Here is a 20,669-nt window from a genome sequence, read left to right on the forward strand (position 1 = left end):
TTGTCCTGATTCAAAGTCAGGCGGGCCCTGCCAGCAGACCAACCGGGGAACGTCCTGCGAACAGGACTGCGGCAAGGGTAGCCAAACGTCATGGTGGTCATGGAACCGCGCTCGACGACCTCTGGGTCCGCGCCACCACGGCCCCGGGAACGTCGAGGACGACGGCCGCGTGGCGGCCACCCGGAGGACGGTGCGGGCGCTGGCATGATGGCGCCCGTGACCCAACCCAGCGAGAACGCGATCTCGACCACGGCCCGCGCACGCATGACCGGCAAGCAACGTCGCGAGCAGCTCATCGAGGTGGGACGGAAGCTGTTCGCCGACAAGGGGTTCGAGGCCACCACCGTCGAGGAGGTCGCCGCCAAGGCCGGCGTGTCCAAGCCGGTGGTCTACGAGCACTTCGGCGGCAAGGAGGGCCTGTATGCCGTCGTGGTCGACCGCGAGATCGCAGTCCTGCTCGGCGCCATCACCGGAGCGTTGGAGGCCGACGCCGGCAGCCGCATCACGCTCGAGCGGGCCGCCCTCGCCCTCCTCGACTACATCGAGGGGTCGACCGACGGCTTCCGGATCCTGGTGCGCGACAGCCCTCCCGGCCAGAGCACCGGGTCCTTCGCCAGCCTCATCTCCGACATCGCCTCGCAGGTCGAGCACATCCTCGCGGCGGAGTTCAAGCGCCGGAAGCTCGACCCGAAGGCCGCTCCTCTCTACGCCCAGATGCTCGTCGGGATGGTCGCCCTCACCGGCCAGTGGTGGCTCGACTCGCACAAGATGAAGAAGGCCGAGGTCGCCGCCCACCTGGTCAACCTCGCGTGGAACGGCCTGGCGGGCCTCGAGAAGAAGCCGGCGCTCCTCACCAAGCCGGCCTGACGACAGAGACCCACCGGTCGCCTTCGCACGTGCTCCGGTGGGCCCCTGGCTGTCGGCGGTGAGGCGTCAGGCGGTGACGCCCGTCGTCGCGACCGGCCTCTCGATGTACCGGACCTCGGGCTCGCGGGAGGCGTGCCGCAGGCCCAGCAGGCCGAGGACGAGCATGGCGCCCGCACCGGCAAAGGCGGCGATGGCGGCGTACCCGGCGATGCGGCCCATGGTGTCGAACGCGTACCCGTAGAGGAGCAGGCCCCGAAGGGTGCTGCCCATGAAGAGGGACTGGCGCAGGTCGCCGAGCTCCTGCACGGCTGCGGGGTCGGCCCCGGGGTCCTTGGCCAGCTTCATGTACTCGCCGCTGACCTCGGAGTAGGTCTTGCCGCCGCTCGACTCGTTCATGTGGACGAGGATGTAGTGGTCGGCGTACGCCTTGGCCTGCTGGCCGTTCTCCATCGGCTGGCCCTCGTAGGGCTCGAGGTACTTCTCGTGCCCCTCGGGGAAGGCCGCTGCCACCGGCATGGTGATGTGCTGTGCCGTCAGCTGCTCCGTCACGTTGTTCTTGATGAACACGCTGGCCCAGGTGAGCAGCCCGCCGGCGACGAGGAGGACGGCGGCCACGACGAGCCCCGTCCAGGAGATCAGCTTGTCCATGGTCTTGCGCATTGCCCTGCCCTTCTTCGGCCGGGATCGCCGGCGGTGGTTGAAACTGCGATCTCTTGACGCACTCGCAGTGTCGAGGGCGCCGGACCACCACCCACAGGGCACAACGTCCCACCGACGACCGGACCACCGGCCCGCTTTGTCCCGGGCCGGGAGGCAGGGGGCCGGGACCCTCAGACCTGCTGGAACTCCACGCGGTTGCCGACGGGATCGAGGGTGTGGAAGCGCCGCACGCCCGGGATGTTCCGGTCCCACGTGACCCGACCACCGGCCCGCTCGACGGCCGCGGCCATGGCCTCGACGTCCGTCACCGCGAGCGCAGGATGGGCCTTTGCCGCAGGGGTGAAGGGCTGCTCCACCCCACAGTGCAGCTCCTGGACCCCAACCCGGAACCACACGCCCCCGCGGGCCGCGAGCACCGGCGGCTTGGCGATCTCCGGGAGACCGACGACTCCTCCATAGAACGCGCGCAGGTCCTCCTCGGACCCTGCGGGGCAGCAGACCTGCACGTGGTGCAGTCCGACGACGCTCATGCGGCGACCTCGTCGCGACGGTGCGCCACGGCGAACACCCGCCGGAACGGGAAGACCACGCCGGCGGCGGTGCGGGGGTATGCCGCGCGCAGCCTCGCGTCGTACTCGGCCAGGAACGCGCTGCGCTCCGCCTCGTCGGAGAGGGCGTCGAGCACCGGCCGCAGCCCCGTGCCCCGCACCCACTCGAGGACCGGGCTCTCCTGCCGGCCCTCGGGATCGAGGACGTGCAGGTAGGTCGTCTCCCACGCGTCGACGTCGCAGCCGAGGGCGTGCAGGACCTCGATGTACCGAGCCGGCTCGGCGACGCCGACCCGCGCCAGCCCGGGGCCGAGCCGCTCGGCCGCCGGGTGCTCCCGGGCGACGTCGCGCATGAGCTGGTGCGACGGGGCGTCGAAGTTCGACGGCACCTGCATCGCGAACCATCCTCCCGGCGCCAGCGCGCGGACCCAGGGCCCGAGCAGGTCGAGGTGGCCGGGCACCCACTGCAGGGTGGCGTTGGTGACGACGACGTCGGGCGCCTTGCCGAGCGAGGCGGCGTCCCAGTGGCGCACGTCGGCCTCGACCCACTCCACGCGACCGTCGGGGTCCTGGGCCCTGGCCGCCTCCAGCATCTGCGGGGAGGAGTCGATGCCGACGACGCGCGCGGTCGGCCAGCGCTCGGCCAAGGTCATGGTCAGGGGCCCGTTGCCGCAGCCGAGGTCGACGACGAGCGAGGGCGACTCCGCCCCGACCCGCACCATCAGGTCGGCGAACGGCCGGTTCCGGTGGTCGGAGAACTTGGCGTACTGGGTGGGGTCCCATCGATTGCTCATGTCTGGCCTCTCACGGTCGCAAGTCTCTTGATATCAAGATACTTGATGGAGGGTAGAGTTTCCAGCATGACCACACCCGCGGCGGACGACGTCGACCGGATCGTCGCGGCGTGGCAGCGCGAGCGCCCCGACCTCGACGTGGCGCCGCTGCACGTGCTGTCGCGCGTCTCCCGCCTCGCCCGACGTCTCGACCTCGACCGTGCCCAGGCCTTCGCGCAGCACAGCCTCGAGGGCTGGGAGTTCGACGTGCTCTCGGCGCTGCGGCGCGCCGGCGAGCCCCATGAGCTCTCCCCCGGGCAGCTGGTCCGCCAGACCCTCGTCACGAGCGGCACGATGACCAACCGGGTCGACCGCCTCGAGCGCCGCGGCCTGGTCGAGCGGAGCCCGGACCCGCGCGACCGGCGCGGCGTCATCGTGCGCCTCACCCCGGAGGGCCAGCGGGCAGTCGACGCCGCCATGGCCGACCTGCTCGAGCGCGAACGCCACCTGCTCGCCGAGCTGCCCGCGGCCGAGCGCGAGGACCTCGCCGACCTGCTGCGCCGGCTGCTCAGCCCGTTCGAGGCTCAGGGCACGGAGTAGTCGCCCTTCACCCAGCCCAGCACCGTCGACGCGAGCGGTGTGAAGACCGGGTCGACCGCCATGCCGTCGCTCAGCATGGACCACCCGTGACCATCGGGGGCCTCCACGTAGGCCTTGCTCCTGGCGGGCGACCCCTCGACGGCCGCGCGCAGCGCCTGCGGCTCGACGTCGCGGTCACCCGGAGCGGCAGCGACCATCAGCGGCACCGTCGTGGCGGCCGCCGCGGTCCCCGCCTCGGCCAGGTCCTGGTAGCGGTTCGGGCCCGACAGGCTGACGATCGCGTCGGCCCCGGCCGCCTGCCCGACCGCGAGGGAGACCACTCCTCCGAGCGAGGCCCCCACCAGCGTCACGCGACGCGCACCCTGGGCGCGGGCCCATTCCACGGGGATGCCCACCTGCGTCTCCCAGTCCTCGCCGGTGCCGCCCGGGCACACCGAGGAGCCCCAGCCACAGAAGTCCACCAGGACCGCGCGCACGCCGCGCTCTGCCAGCCACGCGGCATACGTCGCGCCACCACACAGCCCGGCTGACGCCGTCTGGTGGAGGAGCACCGCCACGACCGGGCCCTCGCCGAGCACGGCGCCGCTCAGGCTCATGCCGTGGGGGCCGGGGAACCGGGTGAGCGCTCCCTCCACCGGCACCTTGCACCGCTCCTCGAGCGTGGTCGGGGTCGCGATCGGTATCGGCGCGGGTCGCCGTGTCGAGGTGGCCACCACGACGTCCCCGCTCCCGCCACACCCCGCCAGCACACCCAGCACACCCAGCACGCCCAGCACCAGGAGCGCGCCGCTCCACCCCCACGACTTCCTCATATGTCAAGATTGACATATGAACGGGTCCGCGTCCACGGTCTCCTCGCTGGGCCACGCGCTGCTCGGCCTCCTCGCCCGGCGCCCCAGCACCGGGTACGACCTCGCGCGCCGGATGGACCGCCCTGTCGGGTACTTCTGGAGCGCGCACCACGGGCAGATCTACCCCGAGCTCGCCCGGCTCGAGGCCGCGGGGCTGGTGGACCACGAGCTCATCGAGGGCGCGGGCCCGCGACCCACCAAGAGGTATGCCGTGACGCCGGCCGGCCTTGCGGCGCTGCGGGAGTGGGTGGCCAGCGAGTTCGACCCCGGCCCGGTGCGCGACCTCGAACAGCTGCGGGTGTGGTCCCTGTGGACCGTGGCGCCCGAGGAGGCGCGCACCCTGGTCAAGGCCCTCCGCGACCGGAGGGCGGGCCAGCTCGCCGACTGGGAGCGCCAGCGCGAGGAGGTCGCGGCGGAGCCGGGCGCGGCCGACCCGGCCAGCCCGGCGTTCGCGTCGCTGATGTCCCTGGAGGGCGGGGTGCGGGTGGCGGCAGCCCTCGTCGACTGGTGCGACCTCATGCTCGACCGGCTTGCGGCGGGCCCGGACTCGCGCGACTGAGTCCTTCGGCCCATCCGCCCGACCCGTCGCCGGGCCTAGCGTGGGGGCAGCACCAGCGCAGCCCGAAGGAGGGGCCATGGACACCAGCGACGTCGTCACCGAGCTGCACGAGCTCGACTGCTGGGAGCTCCTCCGGGCACAGGAGTTCGGCCGCCTCGCCTTCCACCTCGTGGGCGAGGTCCATATCGTGCCGATCAACTACGCCGTCATGGGCGAGAAGCTCGTCTTCCGCACCGCCGAGGGCAGCAAGCTCCTGGGCATCACGATGAACCACGACGTCGCCTTCGAGATCGACGAGTACGACGAGAACCGGGCCAGCAGCGTGATCGTGCGCGGAACGGCGCGGCGCCTCGAGGGCGACGAGGCCGATGCCGCCGAGGAGCTGCCGCTCTACTCGTGGGTGCCGACCGACAAGCTCAGCCTGGTCGTGATCGAGCCGGTCGAGGTCACGGGCCGGTCGTTCCGGCTCGACCGGACCCGGCGCCCGCAGACGGCCTGACCAGCGCGGGAGACCCTCAGCCGGCGACCTCGGCAGCGGCCAGCCAGGCCAGCTCGAGCTCCTCGCGCTCGTCGACGATGTCACGGAGCTGGCCGTTGAGCTCGAGCACGCGTGCGTGGTCCGTCGCCGCGTCGACCATCGCGGCGTGCAACCGCTCCTCCCGCTCGCTCAGCCGGGTGAGCTGCTTCTCGATCCGGGCCATCTCCTTACGAGCCTCGCGCAGGTCGGCCGCGCTGGGCGGCGGGGGACCCACGGGTACGGCTGCGGTGGGCTCCGGCCCCCCATCCGCGCGCCCGGCCGCCTGGCTCCTGGCTGCCGCCTCGTCCTGGGCGTGCCGCAGCTCGAGGTACTGCTCGACGCCGCCGGGCAGGTCCCGGACCCGGCCGTCGCCCATGAGAGCCACCTGGCGGTCGCAGATTCGCTCGAGCAGGTAGCGGTCGTGCGAGACGACGAGCAGGGTGCCCGCCCACCCGTCGAGGACGTCCTCGAGGGACGTGAGGGTCTCGATGTCGAGGTCGTTGGTCGGCTCGTCGAGGAGCAGCACGTTCGGCTCGGCCATGAGCAGCCGAGTCAGCTGCAGCCTGCGCCGCTCGCCGCCGGAGAGGTCAGAGACCCGGGTCTGCTGACGCCCGCCGGTGAACCCGAGCCGCTGGGCCAGCTGGGAGGCGCTGACCTCCTTCTTCCCGAGGCGGACGTACTTGCGCACGTCCTCGATCGCGTCGATGACGCGCCACGCGGCATACCGCTCGAGCTCGCGGACCTCCTGGGAGAGGTAGGCGAGCTGCACGGTCACCCCGACCTTGCGCTTGCCGGAGGCGAGTGGCACCTCGCCGGCGACCGCCCTCAGCAGCGTGGACTTCCCCGCGCCGTTGACACCCACGATGCCCACTCGCTCGCCGGGCGCGAGCCGCCACGTCAGGTGGTCCAGCAGGGCCCGGCCGCCGAGCTCGACGCTGGCGTCGACCAGGTCGACGACGTCCTTGCCGAGGCGGGTCGAGGCGAAGCGCATCAGCTCCACGTCGTCGCGTGGCGGCGGCTCGTCGGCGATCAGCGTGTTGGCCGCCTCGATCCGGAACTTCGGCTTGCTGGTGCGGGCCGGCGCGCCGCGCCGCAGCCACGCGAGCTCCTTGCGCAGCAGGTTGTCGCGGCGCTCCGCGCTGGCCGCCGCCTGCCGCTGCCGCTCGGCCTTCGCGAGCACGTAGGCCGCGTAGCCGCCCTCGTAGGCCTCGACCTTCCCGTCGATGACCTCCCAGGTCATGGTGGCGACGGCGTCGAGGAACCAGCGGTCGTGGGTGATGGCGACCAGCGCGTTGCCGGGGCGGGCTCGGTGCCGCACGAGGTGCTCCGCCAGCCACGCGACCCCCTCGACGTCGAGGTGGTTGGTCGGCTCGTCGAGCAGCAGCACGTCCGGGTCGGCGACGAGGAGGCGGGCGAGGGCCAGCCGACGCCGTTCGCCGCCGGAGAGCGGGCCGACCAGGGTGTCGAGCCCGCCGACGGCCTCGGCGCCGACACCGCCGAGCAGACCGGCCATCACGTCGCGGACGCGCGGGTCGCCGGCCCAGACATGCTCCGGGAGGTCCCCGAGGACGGCCTCCCTGACGGTGGCGCCGGGGTCGAGGGCGTCGACCTGCGCGAGCATCCCGAGGGTCGCGTCGCCGGCCCGCGTCACCCGACCCGCGTCCACCGGCTGCTCGCTCGCGAGCACCCGGAGCAGGGTGGACTTGCCTCCCCCGTTGCGGCCCACGACGCCGATGCGGGCGCCGCCGTTGACGCCCAGCGAGAGGTCGTCGAGCACCTGGGCGGTGCCGAGCGCGAGGGAGGCGCGCTCGACGGAGATGAGGTTGGCCATCAGTCCGGCCGAGGCCCGGCGACGAGGTGGGCGCCGTGTGCCGGGCCGGTGGCGCGGCGCACGTCGCGCACGGTGCCCGAGGCCGTCAGCGAGACCGCGAGGTCGAGGGCCGCCTCGGTGCCCTCGACGAGGAAGGCGACGGTGGGGCCGGACCCGGAGACGATGCCGCCGAGCGCGCCGAACTCCATGCCGGCCTCGAGGGTGTCGCCGAGCTCGGGCCGCAGGGAGATCGAGGCGGGCTGGAGGTCGTTGACCAGCGCCTCGCCCACCAGCCGGGCGTCACCGGAGCGCAGCGCCTGCATCATCTCGGCGCTCGGCCTGGGCTCCGGCACGTCGCGACCGGCCCGCAGCCGGTCGCACTCCGCGTAGACGGCTGGGGTCGAGAGACCGCCGTCGCTCAGCGCGAACACCCAGTGGTAGGTGCCACGCGCCAGGACGGGCGCGAGGACCTCGCCGCGCCCCGAGCCCATGGCGGTGCCGCCGGCGAGCAGAAAGGGCACGTCGCTCCCGAGGTCGGCGGCGATCTCCTCGAGGGCCTCGCGGGTCAGGCCGAGCCCCCACAGGTGGTCGCACGCGACCAGCGCGGCGGCGGCGTCGGCGGAGCCCCCCGCCATGCCGCCGGAGACGGGGATGTCCTTGCGGATCTTGATGTGGACCGGCTCGTCCACGCCCCCGGCGCGGGCGAGGAGCTGGGCGGCGCGCGCGGCGAGGTTGGTCCCGTCGGTGGGCACGCCGTCGGCCTTCGGCCCCGCGACGGTCAGGCCCCACTCGTCGGCGTAGCTGACGGTGACCTCGTCGAAGAGGCTCACGGCGTGGTAGACGGTCGAGAGGTTGTGGTAGCCGTCCTCGCGCAGCGGGCCGACGAGGAGCTCGAGGTTGACCTTGGCCGGCACGCGCACCGTGGCCGAGGCGGACGGTGCGGTCACGGAGGTCATGGCGACACCCTAGGACAGAGCCGCCGCCGCTATCGCAGCGAACTCCTCGACGCCGAGCTGCTCACCGCGGGTGCGCGGGTCGACGCCCGCTGCCCGCAGCACCTCCTCCGACCTGGCCGCCGAGCCGGCCCACCCGGCAAGCGCGGCCCGGAGGGTCTTGCGGCGCTGGGCGAAGGCGGCGTCGATGCAGGAGAACACCTGCTCGCGGGTGGCCTCCGTGCGCGGGGGCTCGCGGCGGGTGAGGGAGACCAGGCCCGAGTCGACGTTGGGCACCGGCCAGAACACGCTGCGCGAGACCGTCCCGGCGAGCCGCACGTCGGCGTACCAGGCGGCCTTGACGCTGGGCACGCCGTACACCTTGCTGCCCGGCCTCGCCGCGAGCCGTTCGGCCACCTCGAGCTGCACCATCACGAGGACACGGCTGATGGTCGGGAAGTGCTCGAGGAAGCTCAGCACGACCGGGACCGAGACGTTGTAGGGCAGGTTGGCCACGAGCGCAGTCGGCTGCGGGTCGGGGAGCTCCCTGACGTGCAGCGCGTCTGCGGCCACCAGGGACAGCCGGTCGGCGAGGTGGGGCGCCACCGCGGCGACGGTGTCGGGCAGCGCCGCGGCGAGCGCGGGATCCACCTCGACGGCGGTGACGTGACCGGCCGCCGGGAGCAGGGCCAGGGTGAGCGAGCCGAGCCCCGGCCCGACCTCGACCACGCAGTCGTCGGGGCCGACGCCCGCAAGCCGGACGATCCGCTTGACGGTGTTGGCGTCCACGACGAAGTTCTGGCCCCACTGCTTGGTGGGGCGGATGCCGAGCCGCGCCGCGATCTCGCGGATCTGGGCGGCCCCGAGGAAGCCGCTGCTGACGGACTCGACCATGACGAGCACTCTAGGGGAGACGACGACAGCCCCGGACCGTGTGGTCCGGGGCCGTCGCTGTGCCGAAGTTGACGCGAGCGCGCCGCGTCAGGCCGGGCGTGGTGCCGAGATGCGGGTCAGCTGTACAGCCGGCTGCCGCAGCTGGGCCAGGGGCTGTCGCCACGCTGCTTGTAGAGGATCTGCGCGCGGTAGGTCTGCTCGCCGGCGGAGTTCTCGTGCGGGAGGCCGGAGCCGCCCACGGAGTGCCAGGTCTGCTCGTCGAACTGGTACAGGCCGTAGAAGCCGTTACCGGTGTTGGTCGTCGGGTCACCGCCGGACTCGCACTCCGCCAGCGCGGCCCAGTTGAGCCCGTCGGCGGACGGCTTGTTCCCACCCGTGGCCGGGGCCGGGGCCGCAGGCTTGGCCTTGGTGCCGACGGAAACCACCTTGGACACCGGCTGGGAGGTCACGACGGTCTTGACGGCCTTCCTGGCCGTGGTCTTCCCGTCGACCGTGGTGATCCGGTAGGTCACGGTCCTGGAGCCAGGCTTGCCGGCCGTGACGGTCTTGGAGTCGCCCTCGTAGAGCGAGGAGTCCGACTTCTCGACGGTGCCGAAGGCGATCGCCTCGGTGGCGGTCACCGTCTTGGTGCTGACACGCTGGATGGCGATCTTCATGCCGTCGCTCAGCGCGGCGTTGAGGGTCGGCTTGACGCGGTCGTCGCGGTCGACGGTGACCTTGAGCTCGGCCAGCGCCTCCTTGACGGTCCGGCCCGTGCTCGTGCCGGTGAGGTTCTTGCCATCCACGCGCACGGTCAGCGCCTTGGGCGTGGAGACGGTGAGGCTGAGGCCCTCGCGACCCAGGGTCTGCGAACGCGAGGCCGAGAGCTTGGCGGAGTCGGCGCGGATGCCGAGCTCCTGCAGCGCGGCGGCAACGGTGGTGGCCGTCGTCCAGTACTCGCGCGTCTTCCCGTCGACGGTGACGGTCAGCTTGCGGCCGTAGCGGACGACGATCTTCTGGCCGTCCTCGACCTGGCTGTCCAGGGACGGCACGACCACGTCGTGCTCCCCGATGGTGATGTCCTGCTTCGCGAGGACGTCCCCGACGGTGCTGCCGAAGGCGTGCACCGAGGAGGCCTTGCCGTCCACGGACAGGTTCACGGACTTGTCGTAGTGGGAGACCCCGACCGCTCCGGCGACGAGGGTCGTCACCACGGCGGCCTGGGCAATGCGCCTAACCGGACGTGTCAGCATGTTGCTCCAGTGCTCGAACCACCCGGGCATCGGAACCGGCGGCAGGGCCCCAGAAACAGGGAAAGGGGGTGCTGTACCGCCCTCATCGGCGGGGTGCAGCACCCCTCACGCTTGCCACCGGGGGACATCTCGAACCCGGCCAACAGTCATCCACCATGACTGCGATGTCCGCTCAGGTCAAATTTTGGTAACGGGAGATCCAACGGATGGCCAAAATGACAGACGTGGCATTACGGCATCGGGTAGTGCTCGGGCGACGCCTCGGCGCGTGCTGGCCGGCGCTCACGTGACACCCGGTCACCAGGGACCGTAGACCCGCTCCGAGTTCGCGCTGACGGCCTCGCACAGGGTCGGCACGGCCACACCCAGGACCCCTGCCATGGTGCGCACGGTGAGGGGCACGAGGTAGGGCGCGTTGGTGGCTCCGCGCCAGGGGACGGGGGCGAGGTAGGGGGCGTCGGTCTCGACGAGCACCTGCTCGAGCGGGGTGATGGAGAGGGCGTTGCGCAGGCTCCCGGCGTTCTTGAACGTCACGGTGCCGGAGAAGGACAGGAGGTAGCCCCGCTGGACGCACGTGCGCGCCATGGCGATGTCGCCGGAGAAGCAGTGCATGACGACGTTCTCCGGCGCCCCCTCCTCCTCGAGGATGCGCAGCACGTCCTCGTGGGAGTCACGGTCGTGGATCTGCAGCGTCTTGCCGAGCCGCTTCGCGAGGTCGATGTGCCAGCGGAACGAATCCTGTTGCACCCCAATGCCTTCTGGGCCCGTCCGGAAGTAGTCGAGTCCCGTCTCCCCGACCGCGCGGATCCGCGGGTGCGAGGCCAGCTCTTCGATCTCCCGGTATGCCGCGTCGAGGTCACCCGCCGCGGCGAGCCGCGGCGCCTCGTTGGGGTGCAGGGCCACACCGCCGAGGATGGCGTCGTGCTTGTCGACGACCTCGGCGGTGAAGCGGGCGCCCGGAAGGTCGCACCCGATCTGGACCAGCCGGTCCACCCCGACGGCCGTGGCAGCGGCCACCACCTCGGCGACGTCGACCAGCGCTTCGCCCTCACGGGCGATGTCGAGGTGGGTGTGGTTGTCGACGACCGGGATGGGCAGCGGGTCGGGTGCCGTGGGCACCCGACCGTGGCCCGACCTGCCGCCCGCCGGCAGGGCCGGCTCAGGCGCCGCCATCGGCCTCGGCTTCGCCGTCACCCTGCAGCCGCTTGAGCTCCTCCTCGACGACCGACTCGTCGAGCTTCTGGAACACCGGTGTGGGCTTGGTCACAACGGCTCCCACGGTCAGTGGGCGAGACGCCCACCGCGGGGTGTCGGTGTACTCGCCCGTGATCACCGGGTACGCGTGGCCGTCGTCGAGGTCGGTCACCTCGTCGACCCTGGGCATGGGCATGAACCGGCCCTCGCCGCCGAAGGTCGCGTGCACGGCGTTGGAGGAGTGGGGCAGAAAGGGGCTGAGGATGGTGTTGAGGTCGACGACGGCCTGGGCGGTCACGTGCAGGATGGTGCCGAGCCGCTCGCGCTCGTCCTCGCCCTTGAGCTTGAACGGCGCCTGGTCGGTGACGTACTTGTTGACGTCGCCGACCACGCGCATCGCCTCGGCGATCGCCTGCCGCAGCCGGTGCCGGCCGATCAGCCCGCCGACCACCTCGAAGCCCTCGTCGACCTTGGCCAGCAGCGCCTCGTCGTCCGGGGTGAGCGGGCCCCGGGGTGGGATCTCCCCGAAGCTCTTGGCGATCATCGAGGCGGTCCGGTTGACCAGGTTGCCCCAGCCGGCGACCAGCTCGGTGTTGGTCCGCGTGACGAACTCGCGCCAGTTGAAGTCACTGTCCTGCGACTCCGGGGCCGCCGCGCACAGGAAGTAGCGCAGTGCGTCGGGCTGGTAGCGGTCGAGCACGTCCCGCACGTAGATGACATGGCCGCGCGAGGAGGAGAACTGCCGGCTCTCCATCGTGAGGTACTCCGAGGAGACCACCTCGGTGGGCAGGTTCAGCACGCCGTACTCCCCGGGCTCGCCACCGTGAGCCCCGCGACCGGCATACGCGAGCAGCTCCGCCGGCCAGATCTGGGAGTGGAAGGTGATGTTGTCCTTGCCCATGAAGTAGTACGAGAGGGCGGGCTCGGGGCCGGCGCCCTCGACCCACCAGTCCCGCCAGCGCTCGGGCTCGCCGAGCCGACGCGCCCACTCGACCGAGGCGGAGAGGTAGCCGATGACCGCGTCGAACCACACGTACAGGCGCTTGGTGGGCTGGTCCCGCCACCCCTCGAGGGGGACTGGGATGCCCCAGTCGATGTCGCGGGTCATCGCGCGCGGCTTGATGTCGTCGAGGATGTTGAGGCTGAACTTGATGACGTTGGGCCGCCAGGTGCCCGACGCCTCACGCCCCTCGAGCCACTCGCGCAGCGCGTCGGCGAGCGCCGGCAGGTCGAGGAAGAAGTGCTGGGTCTCGATGAACTCCGGCACCTCGCCGTTGATCTTCGAGCGCGGGTTCCTCAGCTCCGTCGGGTCGAGCTGGTTGCCGCAGTTGTCGCACTGGTCGCCGCGGGCCTCGGCGTAGCCGCAGATCGGGCAGGTGCCCTCGATGTAGCGGTCGGGCAGGGTGCGGCCGGTCGACGGTGAGATGGCGCCCTTGGTGGTGCGCTCGATCATGTAGCCGTTCTTCCAGACCTGGGTGAACAGCTCCTGCGCGACGGCGTAGTGGTTCGCGGTGGTCGTGCGGGTGAACAGGTCGTACGAGCAGCCGAGGTCGGCGAGCTCGTGCACGATGATCCGGTTGTTCTTGTCCGCGAGCTCGCGGGCGGTGGTGCCCTCCTTGTCGGCCTGCACCAGGATCGGCGTGCCGTGCTCGTCGGTGCCGCTCACCATGAGCACGTCGTGGCCCGCCATCCGCATGTACCGGCTGAAGACGTCGGAGGGCACGGCGAAGCCGGCGACGTGGCCGAGGTGCCGGGGGCCGTTGGCGTACGGCCAGGCGACGGCGGAGAGGACCTTCATGGGAGGCAATCCTAGGGGGCGGCGCCAACGGGTCTCCGGCCGCGTGCGGCTGCCCCGGAGCGCGCGAGGATGGACCCATGGAGGTGATCGGCCCCCGGCTGGTGAGCTGGGCCACCACCGTGGATCCGCAGGCGCTCGAGCAGGCCCGCCGCACCGCGCAGCTGCCGTTCGTCCACCCCCACGTGGCCCTCATGCCCGACGCCCACCCCGGCCTGGGCGCAACCGTGGGCTCGGTGATCCCCACCGACCACGCGATCATCCCCGCGGCGGTCGGGGTCGACATCGGCTGCGGCATGATCGCCGTCCTCACCCAGTTCCGCTCGGACGACCTGAGGGGCCGGTCGCTCACGCCGCTGCGCAGGGCCATCGAGCGGGCCGTCCCGCTCTCCGCGGGGGTCGCCAACCGGCGCGTCGCCGCGACGGCGGAGCCGCGGGTGGCTCTGCTCGAGGCGGAGGCAGACGCCGCCGGGCTCGACCCGCAGCAGCACTCCGACCGGTGGCGCGAACAGCTCGGGACCCTCGGCTCGGGCAACCACTTCATCGAGGTGAGCCTCGACGAGCAGGACAGGGTGTGGGCCTTCCTCCACTCGGGCTCTCGAGGGGTGGGCAACCACATCGCCCAGCACCACATCGAGGTCGCCCGCCGCCTCATGAGGCGGGACCGGGTCGCCCTCCCCGATCGCGACCTCGCCTACCTCGTCGAGGGCACCGACGAGTTCGACGCCTACATCCGCCACCTCCGCTGGGCGCAGCACTACGCACTGCTGAACCGGGAGGAGATGATGGACCGCGTCATCGGCCAGCTCGGCTCCTTCCTCGGGCGCGACGTCCGGGAGGCCGCCCGGGTCAACTGCCACCACAACTTCACGCAGCGCGAGACGCACGGCGGCCGTTCCGTGTGGGTGTCGCGGAAGGGCGCCATCGAGGCCCGGGAGGGCCAGCCCGGTCTGATCCCCGGGTCGATGGGGACGGCCTCGTACGTCGTGGAGGGCCTCGGGAACGCGATGTCGCTCTGCTCGGCACCGCACGGCGCCGGGCGCAGGCTCTCCCGGACCGCCGCCCGCCGGCAGTTCAGCCGTGACCAGCTCCGGCAGGCGATGACCGGCATCGAGTACCGCGACAGCGACGCCTTCCTCGACGAGATCCCGGCTGCCTACAAGGACATCGACCGGGTCATGGCGGACTCGGCAGACCTCGTCCGGGTCCGGCACACGCTCCGCCAGGCCGTGAACGTCAAGGGCGACTGACCCCGGCGGGCGGGCCGACGGAACCGCCCGTCGGCGCGCGACGTCCTGTAGACATGTCACGACAGGTGTGCGCCAGCGACGGAGGTGGCCGGTGATCGCAGTCCTCACGGGGATGGGCCTCTCGGCCGCGGCGGGTCTCAACGCCTACATCCCGTTCCTCGTCGTCGCCCTGGTCGCGAAGTTCACCGACTACATCACGCTGCCGCAGCCGTATGCCTGGATCGAGAGCTGGTGGGCCATCGGCATCGGCTCCGTCCTGCTGCTCACGGAGGTCGTCCTCGACAAGATCCCCGCGGTCGACACCGTCAACGACGCCGTGCAGACCTTCATCCGCCCTGGCATGGGCGGGCTGATCTTCGCCGCGACCTCCGCGGCGGAGGAGGTCGACAAGTCCGTGTGGATGCAGCAGAACCCGTGGGTGGGCGTCGTGCTCGGCATCGTCGTCTCCGGGCTGGTCCACACAGGAAAGGTCGCCGCCCGGCCGCCCATCAACGTCAGCACGGCAGGGATGGGAGCGCCTGTGGTGTCGACCGTCGAGGACGGCGCCTCCGTGGGCCTGAGCCTCGCCGCGCTGTTCGCCCCTCTGCTCACCCTGATCGCGCTGGTGCTGCTCGCCTGGTTCCTGATCGCCGGGTGGCTGCGGGTCCGGCGGTGGCGGCGTGCCCGTCAGCGGGCAGCCAGAACCGCGTCGTAGAGCGCCTTCTTCGACAGACCCGTCCCCGCGGCGACCTCGGCGCACACGTCCTTGAGCCGCTCGCCTGCGGCCACCCTCTCCTGTATGCCGGTCACGGCCTCCTCGAGCGAGCTCACCTGTGCGGCCGCGCCGCCCACCACGACGGTGATCTCGCCCTTGACGCCCTCGGCGGCCCAGCCGGCCAGGTCGGCCAGGCCCCCCCGGCGGACCTCCTCGTAGGTCTTGGTGAGCTCGCGGCACACGGCAGCGGGACGGTCGGCACCGAAGGCGTCAGCCATGGCGCGCAGCGTGGCCTCGATCCGGTGGGGCGCCTCGAAGAAGACCATCGTCCGTCGCTCACCCGCGAGGGCCGCCAGCCCGCGCGCCCGCTCGCCGGCCTTGCGCGGCAGGAAGCCCTCGAAGCAGAACCGGTCGACCGGCAGGCCCGAGACCGCGAGGGCCATGAGCACCGCGCTCGGTCCGGGGACGCACGTGACGGGGGCCCCCGCGGCGATGGCCGCGCTGACCAGGCGGTAGCCGGGGTCCGACACCGACGGCATACCGGCGTCGGTGACCACGAGCACCCGCTCCCCGGCACCCAGCCGCTCGACGAGCTCCGGGGTCCGACTGGCCTCGTTGTGCTCGTGGTAGCTCACCACAGCTCCGGAGGGGGTGACCCCGAGCTCGGAGCAGAGGCGGCGCAGGCGCCGGGTGTCCTCCGCCGCAACGACATCCGCGTGCCGCAGCTCCTCCGCCAGCCGGGGTGAGGCGTCGCGCGGGTCGCCGATCGGGGTCGCGGCCAGCACGAGGACGCCGGGTTCGGGGCTCACCGGACGATCCTCTCAGGTGCGCGTCCGCGGGTGCGCCGGCGGCGCCGCATACGATGACGCGCATGACCTCCGCCGAGCAGCTGCGATCACGGCTGCTCGGAAACCAGCCCAGTGACGTCGTGTGGGGCTGGGTCGGCCCGCTCGTCATCGCCTTCGTCGGAGGCCTGCTCCGCTTCTGGTCGCTCGGCCGGCCGGACCAGCTCGTGTTCGACGAGACCTACTACGTCAAGCAGGGCGTCTCGATGCTGGAGTACGGCGTCGAGATGCGGGTGCCCGACTCACTGAAGAAGCCCGACGAGCTGTTCACCAACGGCACACCCGACGTCTTCGGGACCGAGGGCGACCTGGTGGTGCATCCACCGGTGGGCAAGTGGGTGATCGCGTTCGGGGAGTGGCTGTTCGGCGCGGCGTCGTCGTTCGGGTGGCGCTTCTCGGTGGCGCTGCTCGGGACGCTGTCCATCCTGATGATCGGGCGGGCCGCCCGACGCATGTTCGGCTCGACCCTGCTCGGCACCGTCGCCGCGTTCCTGCTGGCCTTCGAGGGCCACCACTTCGTGCACTCCCGCACCGGCCTGCTCGACATCATCGTCATGTTCTGGGCCCTGGCGGCCTTCTGTGCGCTGCTCATCGACCGTGACCGGAGCCGGGCGATGCTGGCGGAGCGGGCTGCCGGCCTCGCGCCCGGAAGCCCCGCGCTCGGTCCCGGGCCGTGGCTGGGGCTGCGCCCCTGGCGGTGGGTCGCCGGCATCTGCCTGGGGCTCGCGGCGGGGACGAAGTGGTCCGGGCTGTTCTTCCTCGTTGCCTTCGGCCTCATGACCGTGTGGTGGGACATGGGCGCACGGCGGGCCGTGGGGGTGCGGCACTGGTTCTGGGCCACCCTGACGCGCGACGGACTCTTCGCCGCGCTCGCGATGGTCGGCGCGACGGCGCTGACCTATCTCGTCTCGTGGACGGGCTGGTTCCGCTCGCGCACCGGCTACGACCGGCAGTGGGCCGAGCAGAACCCCGACTGGGGCTGGTCGTGGGTGCCCGACCCGCTGCTGTCGCTGTGGAGGTACCACCAGGAGATCTACACGTTCCACGTCGGCCTGACCTCCGACCACCCGTACAAGACGAACCCGTGGTCGTGGTTGGTCCAGGGCCGGCCGACCTCCTTCTTCTACGAGGGGCCGAAGCAGGGGCAGGACGGCTGCGCGGTCGAGCAGTGCTCCAAGGCCATCACGTCCATCGGGACGGTCTCGCTCTGGTGGCTCGGCGTGGTCGCCGTCGTCGTGGTCCTCTACTACTGGCTGGTGCGGCGCGACTGGCGCGCCGGCGCGGTGGTCGCCGGACTGGCGGGCGGCTACCTGCCGTGGTTCAACTACCAGCACCGCACCATCTACTCGTTCTACTCGATCGCGTTCGAGCCGTGGGTGGTGCTGGCGGTGGTGTTCGTGCTCGGCCTCGTCCTGGGCCGCCGGGGGGCGCCGCAGCGCCGGCGGCGCATCGGCCTCGTCCTGGTCGGCAGCTACCTGCTGCTCACCCTCGTGATCTTCGCCTACTTCTGGCCGATCTACACCGCACAGGTGATCCCCCAGCCGTCGTGGTCGAACCGGATGTGGTTCCCGAGCTGGATCTGACGGCGATGACCGCCGCCGCGGGCTGAGGTCTCCCCCGTACGGCCGGTTCCGCCTCGTTCCTTCGGCCAGGCTTGCCGGTGCTGGCCGAGGCCGGGGACAACCCGCACGACCGGGCCCGGCCCGGGGCAAAAGGAACGAACGCGGACAGCAGGTTCGCTCCACCACATCCCCGGACACGCGCCCTGAGCGCTTTACCCTTTGTGGGCGATTTTTACCTCCCACTTATCGTCTCTTTACCTTCTCTTGACCTTCTCTGCCGGCAACCACACACTCTGGCTCAGCTGAGCATCACCGAGGACCAGCTCGCGTGGGTTCGGCCCAGGTGGGGCCCGAGGGCCTCCGCGCCGTGAGGGGACAGGGGTAACGCAGATGATCAAGCGCACATCCGCCGCCGTGGCCGTGACCGCGTTGGGAGTGGTGGTGGGGGCGGGGTCGGCCTTCGCAGCGGGCTCCGCGCCGTGTGGCACTCCTGCCGTCGACGCGGTCCACCGCACTGTCGTCACGCCGGCCGCGCCTGCCGTCACCCACGACGAGTACCAGTGGGCCCTGTGGGAGACGCCCACCGAACACCGGTGGCGCCGCTGGGTCGTCGACGTCGCCGGCCAGGACGCGGTCCACGAGACCGTCCACCACCCCGCGACCTACGAGACCGTCGTCATCACCCCCGCCCGGGAGGCCTGGGACGAGCAGGTGCTCGTGCGCGCGGCCTGGACGGAGGAGGTCCTCGTCCGGGATGCGGTGTACGTGACGGAGTACGAGTTCGTGCACCGCAACGGGGACACCCGCTGGAGGGACGACCCCAACTGGAACGCCAACGACAACGAGCAGTCGAACGGCTGGACACGGACCCCGACGCCGCCGCGCGAGACGCTGGTGAGCGATGCGGTCTACGACCACGTCGAGCACGAGGCCGTCTACGACACCATCCACCACCCGGCCGTCGAGGAGGTCACGGGTCAGCGCGAGCTCACCCCGGCGTGGGACGAGCAGGTCGAGGTGAGCCCGGCCGTCGCCGAGGAGGGCCACTGGGACCACCGGTGGCGCGAGACGGAGCCGGCGGGCCAGGGCTGGGAGCGGACGGGCGAGTCCCGTGACGGCGAGCCCGAGGTCGTCGACCAGCGCTGGGCCGTGCAGTCGCCCGGCCAGGGCTGGCTGGCGACGGGGCTCGAGCGCGAGGTGGTCGACACCGAGGCGAAGCCCGCCACCACGACGACGGAGCTGGTCAGCCCGGCCGTCCCGGCCGGACCTCCCTGCCCTGTCACGCCGACGAAGCCGGTGACGAACCCGGCGCCCGCCAAGCCCTCGCAGCCGGCGGCGCCGGTCGCTGCCCCCCAGGCGGCCTCAGCCGTCCCCGCCGCCACGCAGGCAGCGGTCGAGCGGCTGCCGCACACCGGCTCGGACCTCACCCTCCTGTGGTTGGGCGCGGGCACGCTCCTGGTCGGCATCGGCGCCAGCGCGGCCTACCGCAAGGCAGCCCGCGAGGCCGCGTACCGCAAGGCGTGCCGCGACTACTCCTGATCCCGCTTCTCCGCGGCGGGGCCCGGTCGCCGACCTTCCGGCGGCCGGGCCTCGCGCGGGAGAGCTGCCAGCCGCGTCAGAGACGGGTGTCCACCCACACGAGCCGGTGGTCGCTCGACGGGAAGGGGTACGTGCCCGTCAGCCGGTAGAGCGGGCTCGACGAGGTCGGCCAGAAGACGCGGGCGTCGGTGATGCGCAGCTGCCGGCTCGGCAGCACGTAGTCGGCGCGGATGTTGCCGGGTGGCTCGGAGAAGTCCGCCGTGTCGAAACGGGCCGGCGAGCGGTGCATGGCGTTCACCCCGCCCTGCAGGTCGCCGGCCTCGACGGCCCCTCGGCTGCTCGGCGTGACCGACGAGTTCACGCGGGGGTGGTCGAGGAGCTGGTCGATCGACCCCGGCAGGGAGTCGCCGTCGAGCGGGTCGGAGTTCTGGTCGCCGGCGATGACGAAGCGCTCCCCCTGCGGGAGGCCGCCGGTGCGGCCCTCGTCGTCGTACACGTAGCGGGAGCGGCTCGGGCCCGAGATGTAGTCGGCCCAGAACCTGATCTCGTCGGCGTTGCGCGTCCCGTTGCGGTCCTCCGGGCCGTCGAACACCGGCGGCGTCGGGTGGGACACGAGGAAGTGAACCGCCTTGCCACGCACCGAGATCGGCACGTCCCAGTGCGACTTGCTGGACAGCCGGAACTGGCCGAGCTCCTCCGGCGAGTACCAGTCGGCCGGCTGCGGGGTAGCCGGGTCGTCGGGCAGCCGGGCGCCGGGCATGTCCTTCCACAGGAAGTGCTGGAAGGTCCGGACCCGGTCGGCCCTGATCGGGTACTTGGAGTACACGACCATGCCGTACTGCCCCGGGAACAGGCCGAAGCCGTAGGCGTCGTTGCCGCCGCCGACCGTGCCGCTGTTGTCCAGGTCGAGCCCGCTCGGGACGCCCGTGTTGACGGGGGCGACGTAGTAGTAGGGGTAGTCGACCGCCCGCGCACCGTTCTGGGGGACCTCGAGGTAGTTCTCCCGGAACAGCTCCGCGGCGGCACCTCCCTCGACGTAGTCGAACTCGTTGACCAGCAGCACATCCGGGTTGGACCGCTGCACGATCTCGGCGATCGTCCTGGCCTGGGCGTTGTCGGGCGTGGAGAGGTCGCGCACGAGGTCACCCTCGGCGTTGCGGTTCAGCGAGGCGTTGAACGTCGCGAAGCGCACCTCTCGGTCGTGGTCGTGCCGCGCGTGGTCGTCGTCGGCGGAGGCTGCGGGCACCGCCGCGGTGAGCGCGAGGGCGGCTGCGGCGACGCTCGTGGCGAGCCGCGCGGGTCGGGTGATGGTGGGCATGTGCCCGACGGTATGCCGCGTGAGGACGCCGTGGGTGAATAGCGGGTGGCCAATCGTGGCGGGTTCCAGCGCCTTCGCCGCCGGCCGCCCCGGGAGGGCCTCAGTGCCGGTCGTGGGCGGTCGAGGTGTCGATGACCTCCTGGCCGATGGCGCGGTCTGCGGCAGGGTGCTCGACGAGCGCGAGGATGCGGTTGGCCATGAACCGGGCAGTCCTGACCGGGGTTCCGCC

At 71.9% G+C, this 20,669-nt stretch carries 20 protein-coding genes; 8 read left to right on the forward strand and 12 right to left on the reverse strand.

Annotation, left to right across the window (positions count from 1 at the left end):
- Positions 1-264 precede the first annotated feature (264 nt).
- A complete protein-coding gene (locus VIB11_RS00245) occupies positions 265-867 on the forward strand; it encodes a TetR/AcrR family transcriptional regulator (protein WP_332027271.1) in 603 nt (200 codons plus the stop codon).
- 66 nt (positions 868-933) lie between these two features.
- Here VIB11_RS00245 and VIB11_RS00250 read toward each other — a convergent pair whose 3' ends face one another.
- The 3 genes from VIB11_RS00250 to VIB11_RS00260 all read right to left on the reverse strand — a co-directional run bounded on the left by VIB11_RS00250 (position 934) and on the right by VIB11_RS00260 (position 2,869).
- Positions 934-1,527, reverse strand: a complete 594-nt coding sequence (locus tag VIB11_RS00250) for a hypothetical protein (protein ID WP_332027252.1) — start codon at positions 1,525-1,527, stop codon at positions 934-936.
- Between the two features lie 170 nt (positions 1,528-1,697).
- Positions 1,698-2,057 (reverse strand): VOC family protein, encoded by a 360-nt coding sequence (locus tag VIB11_RS00255; protein ID WP_332027253.1) that lies wholly within the window; start codon positions 2,055-2,057, stop codon positions 1,698-1,700.
- Entirely contained in the window at positions 2,054-2,869 is an 816-nt protein-coding gene (locus VIB11_RS00260; RefSeq protein ID WP_332027254.1) for a methyltransferase domain-containing protein, read from the reverse strand. The genes VIB11_RS00255 and VIB11_RS00260 overlap by 4 nt, the downstream gene beginning before the upstream one ends.
- 66 nt (positions 2,870-2,935) lie before the next feature.
- Between VIB11_RS00260 and VIB11_RS00265 the strand changes: the two genes are divergently transcribed.
- A complete protein-coding gene (locus VIB11_RS00265) occupies positions 2,936-3,448 on the forward strand; it encodes a MarR family transcriptional regulator (protein WP_332027255.1) in 513 nt (170 codons plus the stop codon).
- Here the strand turns inward: VIB11_RS00265 and VIB11_RS00270 are convergent.
- The gene (locus VIB11_RS00270) at positions 3,433-4,260 is read right to left on the reverse strand and encodes an alpha/beta hydrolase (protein ID WP_332027256.1); all 828 of its coding nucleotides are present in this window, start codon (positions 4,258-4,260) and stop codon (positions 3,433-3,435) included. The genes VIB11_RS00265 and VIB11_RS00270 overlap by 16 nt on opposite strands.
- Before the next feature lie 16 nt (positions 4,261-4,276).
- Here VIB11_RS00270 and VIB11_RS00275 point away from each other — a divergent pair, with 16 nt between their 5' ends.
- Together VIB11_RS00275 and VIB11_RS00280 are read left to right on the forward strand one after the other, a co-directional pair.
- Positions 4,277-4,858: a PadR family transcriptional regulator gene (locus VIB11_RS00275; protein WP_332027257.1), complete on the forward strand. Its 582-nt coding sequence runs from the start codon at positions 4,277-4,279 to the stop codon at positions 4,856-4,858.
- A 76-nt stretch (positions 4,859-4,934) separates the two neighbouring features.
- Positions 4,935-5,357, forward strand: coding sequence for a pyridoxamine 5'-phosphate oxidase family protein (locus VIB11_RS00280; RefSeq protein WP_332027258.1), 423 nt, complete (start codon positions 4,935-4,937; stop codon positions 5,355-5,357).
- A gap of 16 nt (positions 5,358-5,373) precedes the next feature.
- On the opposite strand, the gene VIB11_RS00285 is transcribed toward VIB11_RS00280, so the two are convergent.
- The 6 genes from VIB11_RS00285 to metG form a co-directional block, all read right to left on the reverse strand.
- The gene (locus VIB11_RS00285; protein WP_332027259.1) at positions 5,374-7,206 is read right to left on the reverse strand and encodes an ABC-F family ATP-binding cassette domain-containing protein; all 1,833 of its coding nucleotides are present in this window, start codon (positions 7,204-7,206) and stop codon (positions 5,374-5,376) included.
- Positions 7,206-8,141: a 4-(cytidine 5'-diphospho)-2-C-methyl-D-erythritol kinase gene (locus VIB11_RS00290; protein WP_332027260.1), complete on the reverse strand. Its 936-nt coding sequence runs from the start codon at positions 8,139-8,141 to the stop codon at positions 7,206-7,208. The genes VIB11_RS00285 and VIB11_RS00290 overlap by 1 nt, the downstream gene beginning before the upstream one ends.
- A 9-nt stretch (positions 8,142-8,150) precedes the next feature.
- Entirely contained in the window at positions 8,151-9,011 is an 861-nt protein-coding gene (gene rsmA / locus VIB11_RS00295; protein WP_332027261.1) for a 16S rRNA (adenine(1518)-N(6)/adenine(1519)-N(6))-dimethyltransferase RsmA, read from the reverse strand.
- A 116-nt stretch (positions 9,012-9,127) separates the two neighbouring features.
- Positions 9,128-10,201, reverse strand: a complete 1,074-nt coding sequence (locus VIB11_RS00300) for a ubiquitin-like domain-containing protein (RefSeq protein ID WP_332027262.1) — start codon at positions 10,199-10,201, stop codon at positions 9,128-9,130.
- 339 nt (positions 10,202-10,540) lie between these two features.
- Complete coding sequence (locus VIB11_RS00305; protein WP_332027263.1) at positions 10,541-11,416, reverse strand: TatD family hydrolase; 876 nt, start codon at positions 11,414-11,416, stop codon at positions 10,541-10,543.
- Complete coding sequence (gene metG / locus VIB11_RS00310) at positions 11,403-13,235, reverse strand: methionine--tRNA ligase (RefSeq protein ID WP_332027264.1); 1,833 nt, start codon at positions 13,233-13,235, stop codon at positions 11,403-11,405. The genes VIB11_RS00305 and metG overlap by 14 nt, the downstream gene beginning before the upstream one ends.
- A 77-nt stretch (positions 13,236-13,312) precedes the next feature.
- Here metG and VIB11_RS00315 point away from each other — a divergent pair, with 77 nt between their 5' ends.
- Positions 13,313-14,482: an RtcB family protein gene (locus VIB11_RS00315; protein ID WP_332027265.1), complete on the forward strand. Its 1,170-nt coding sequence runs from the start codon at positions 13,313-13,315 to the stop codon at positions 14,480-14,482.
- 91 nt (positions 14,483-14,573) lie between these two features.
- Positions 14,574-15,176, forward strand: a complete 603-nt coding sequence (locus tag VIB11_RS00320; RefSeq protein ID WP_332027266.1) for a DUF4126 domain-containing protein — start codon at positions 14,574-14,576, stop codon at positions 15,174-15,176.
- Here VIB11_RS00320 and rsmI read toward each other — a convergent pair.
- Positions 15,149-15,985: a 16S rRNA (cytidine(1402)-2'-O)-methyltransferase gene (rsmI, locus tag VIB11_RS00325; protein WP_332027267.1), complete on the reverse strand. Its 837-nt coding sequence runs from the start codon at positions 15,983-15,985 to the stop codon at positions 15,149-15,151. The genes VIB11_RS00320 and rsmI overlap by 28 nt on opposite strands.
- Before the next feature lie 62 nt (positions 15,986-16,047).
- Between rsmI and VIB11_RS00330 the strand changes: the two genes are divergently transcribed.
- Together VIB11_RS00330 and VIB11_RS00335 are read left to right on the forward strand one after the other, a co-directional pair.
- Positions 16,048-17,604 carry a dolichyl-phosphate-mannose--protein mannosyltransferase gene (locus tag VIB11_RS00330; protein ID WP_332027268.1) on the forward strand — a complete coding sequence of 519 codons (1,557 nt, stop codon included), beginning with the start codon at positions 16,048-16,050 and terminating at the stop codon, positions 17,602-17,604.
- Between the two features lie 369 nt (positions 17,605-17,973).
- Complete coding sequence (locus VIB11_RS00335; RefSeq protein WP_332027269.1) at positions 17,974-19,122, forward strand: hypothetical protein; 1,149 nt, start codon at positions 17,974-17,976, stop codon at positions 19,120-19,122.
- A gap of 76 nt (positions 19,123-19,198) precedes the next feature.
- Here VIB11_RS00335 and VIB11_RS00340 read toward each other — a convergent pair whose 3' ends face one another.
- Positions 19,199-20,440, reverse strand: coding sequence for an endonuclease/exonuclease/phosphatase family protein (locus VIB11_RS00340; RefSeq protein ID WP_332027270.1), 1,242 nt, complete (start codon positions 20,438-20,440; stop codon positions 19,199-19,201).
- Positions 20,441-20,669 lie beyond the last annotated feature (229 nt).

This window comes from Pedococcus sp., from assembly GCF_036554925.1.
Classification (GTDB): domain Bacteria; phylum Actinomycetota; class Actinomycetes; order Actinomycetales; family Dermatophilaceae; genus Pedococcus_A.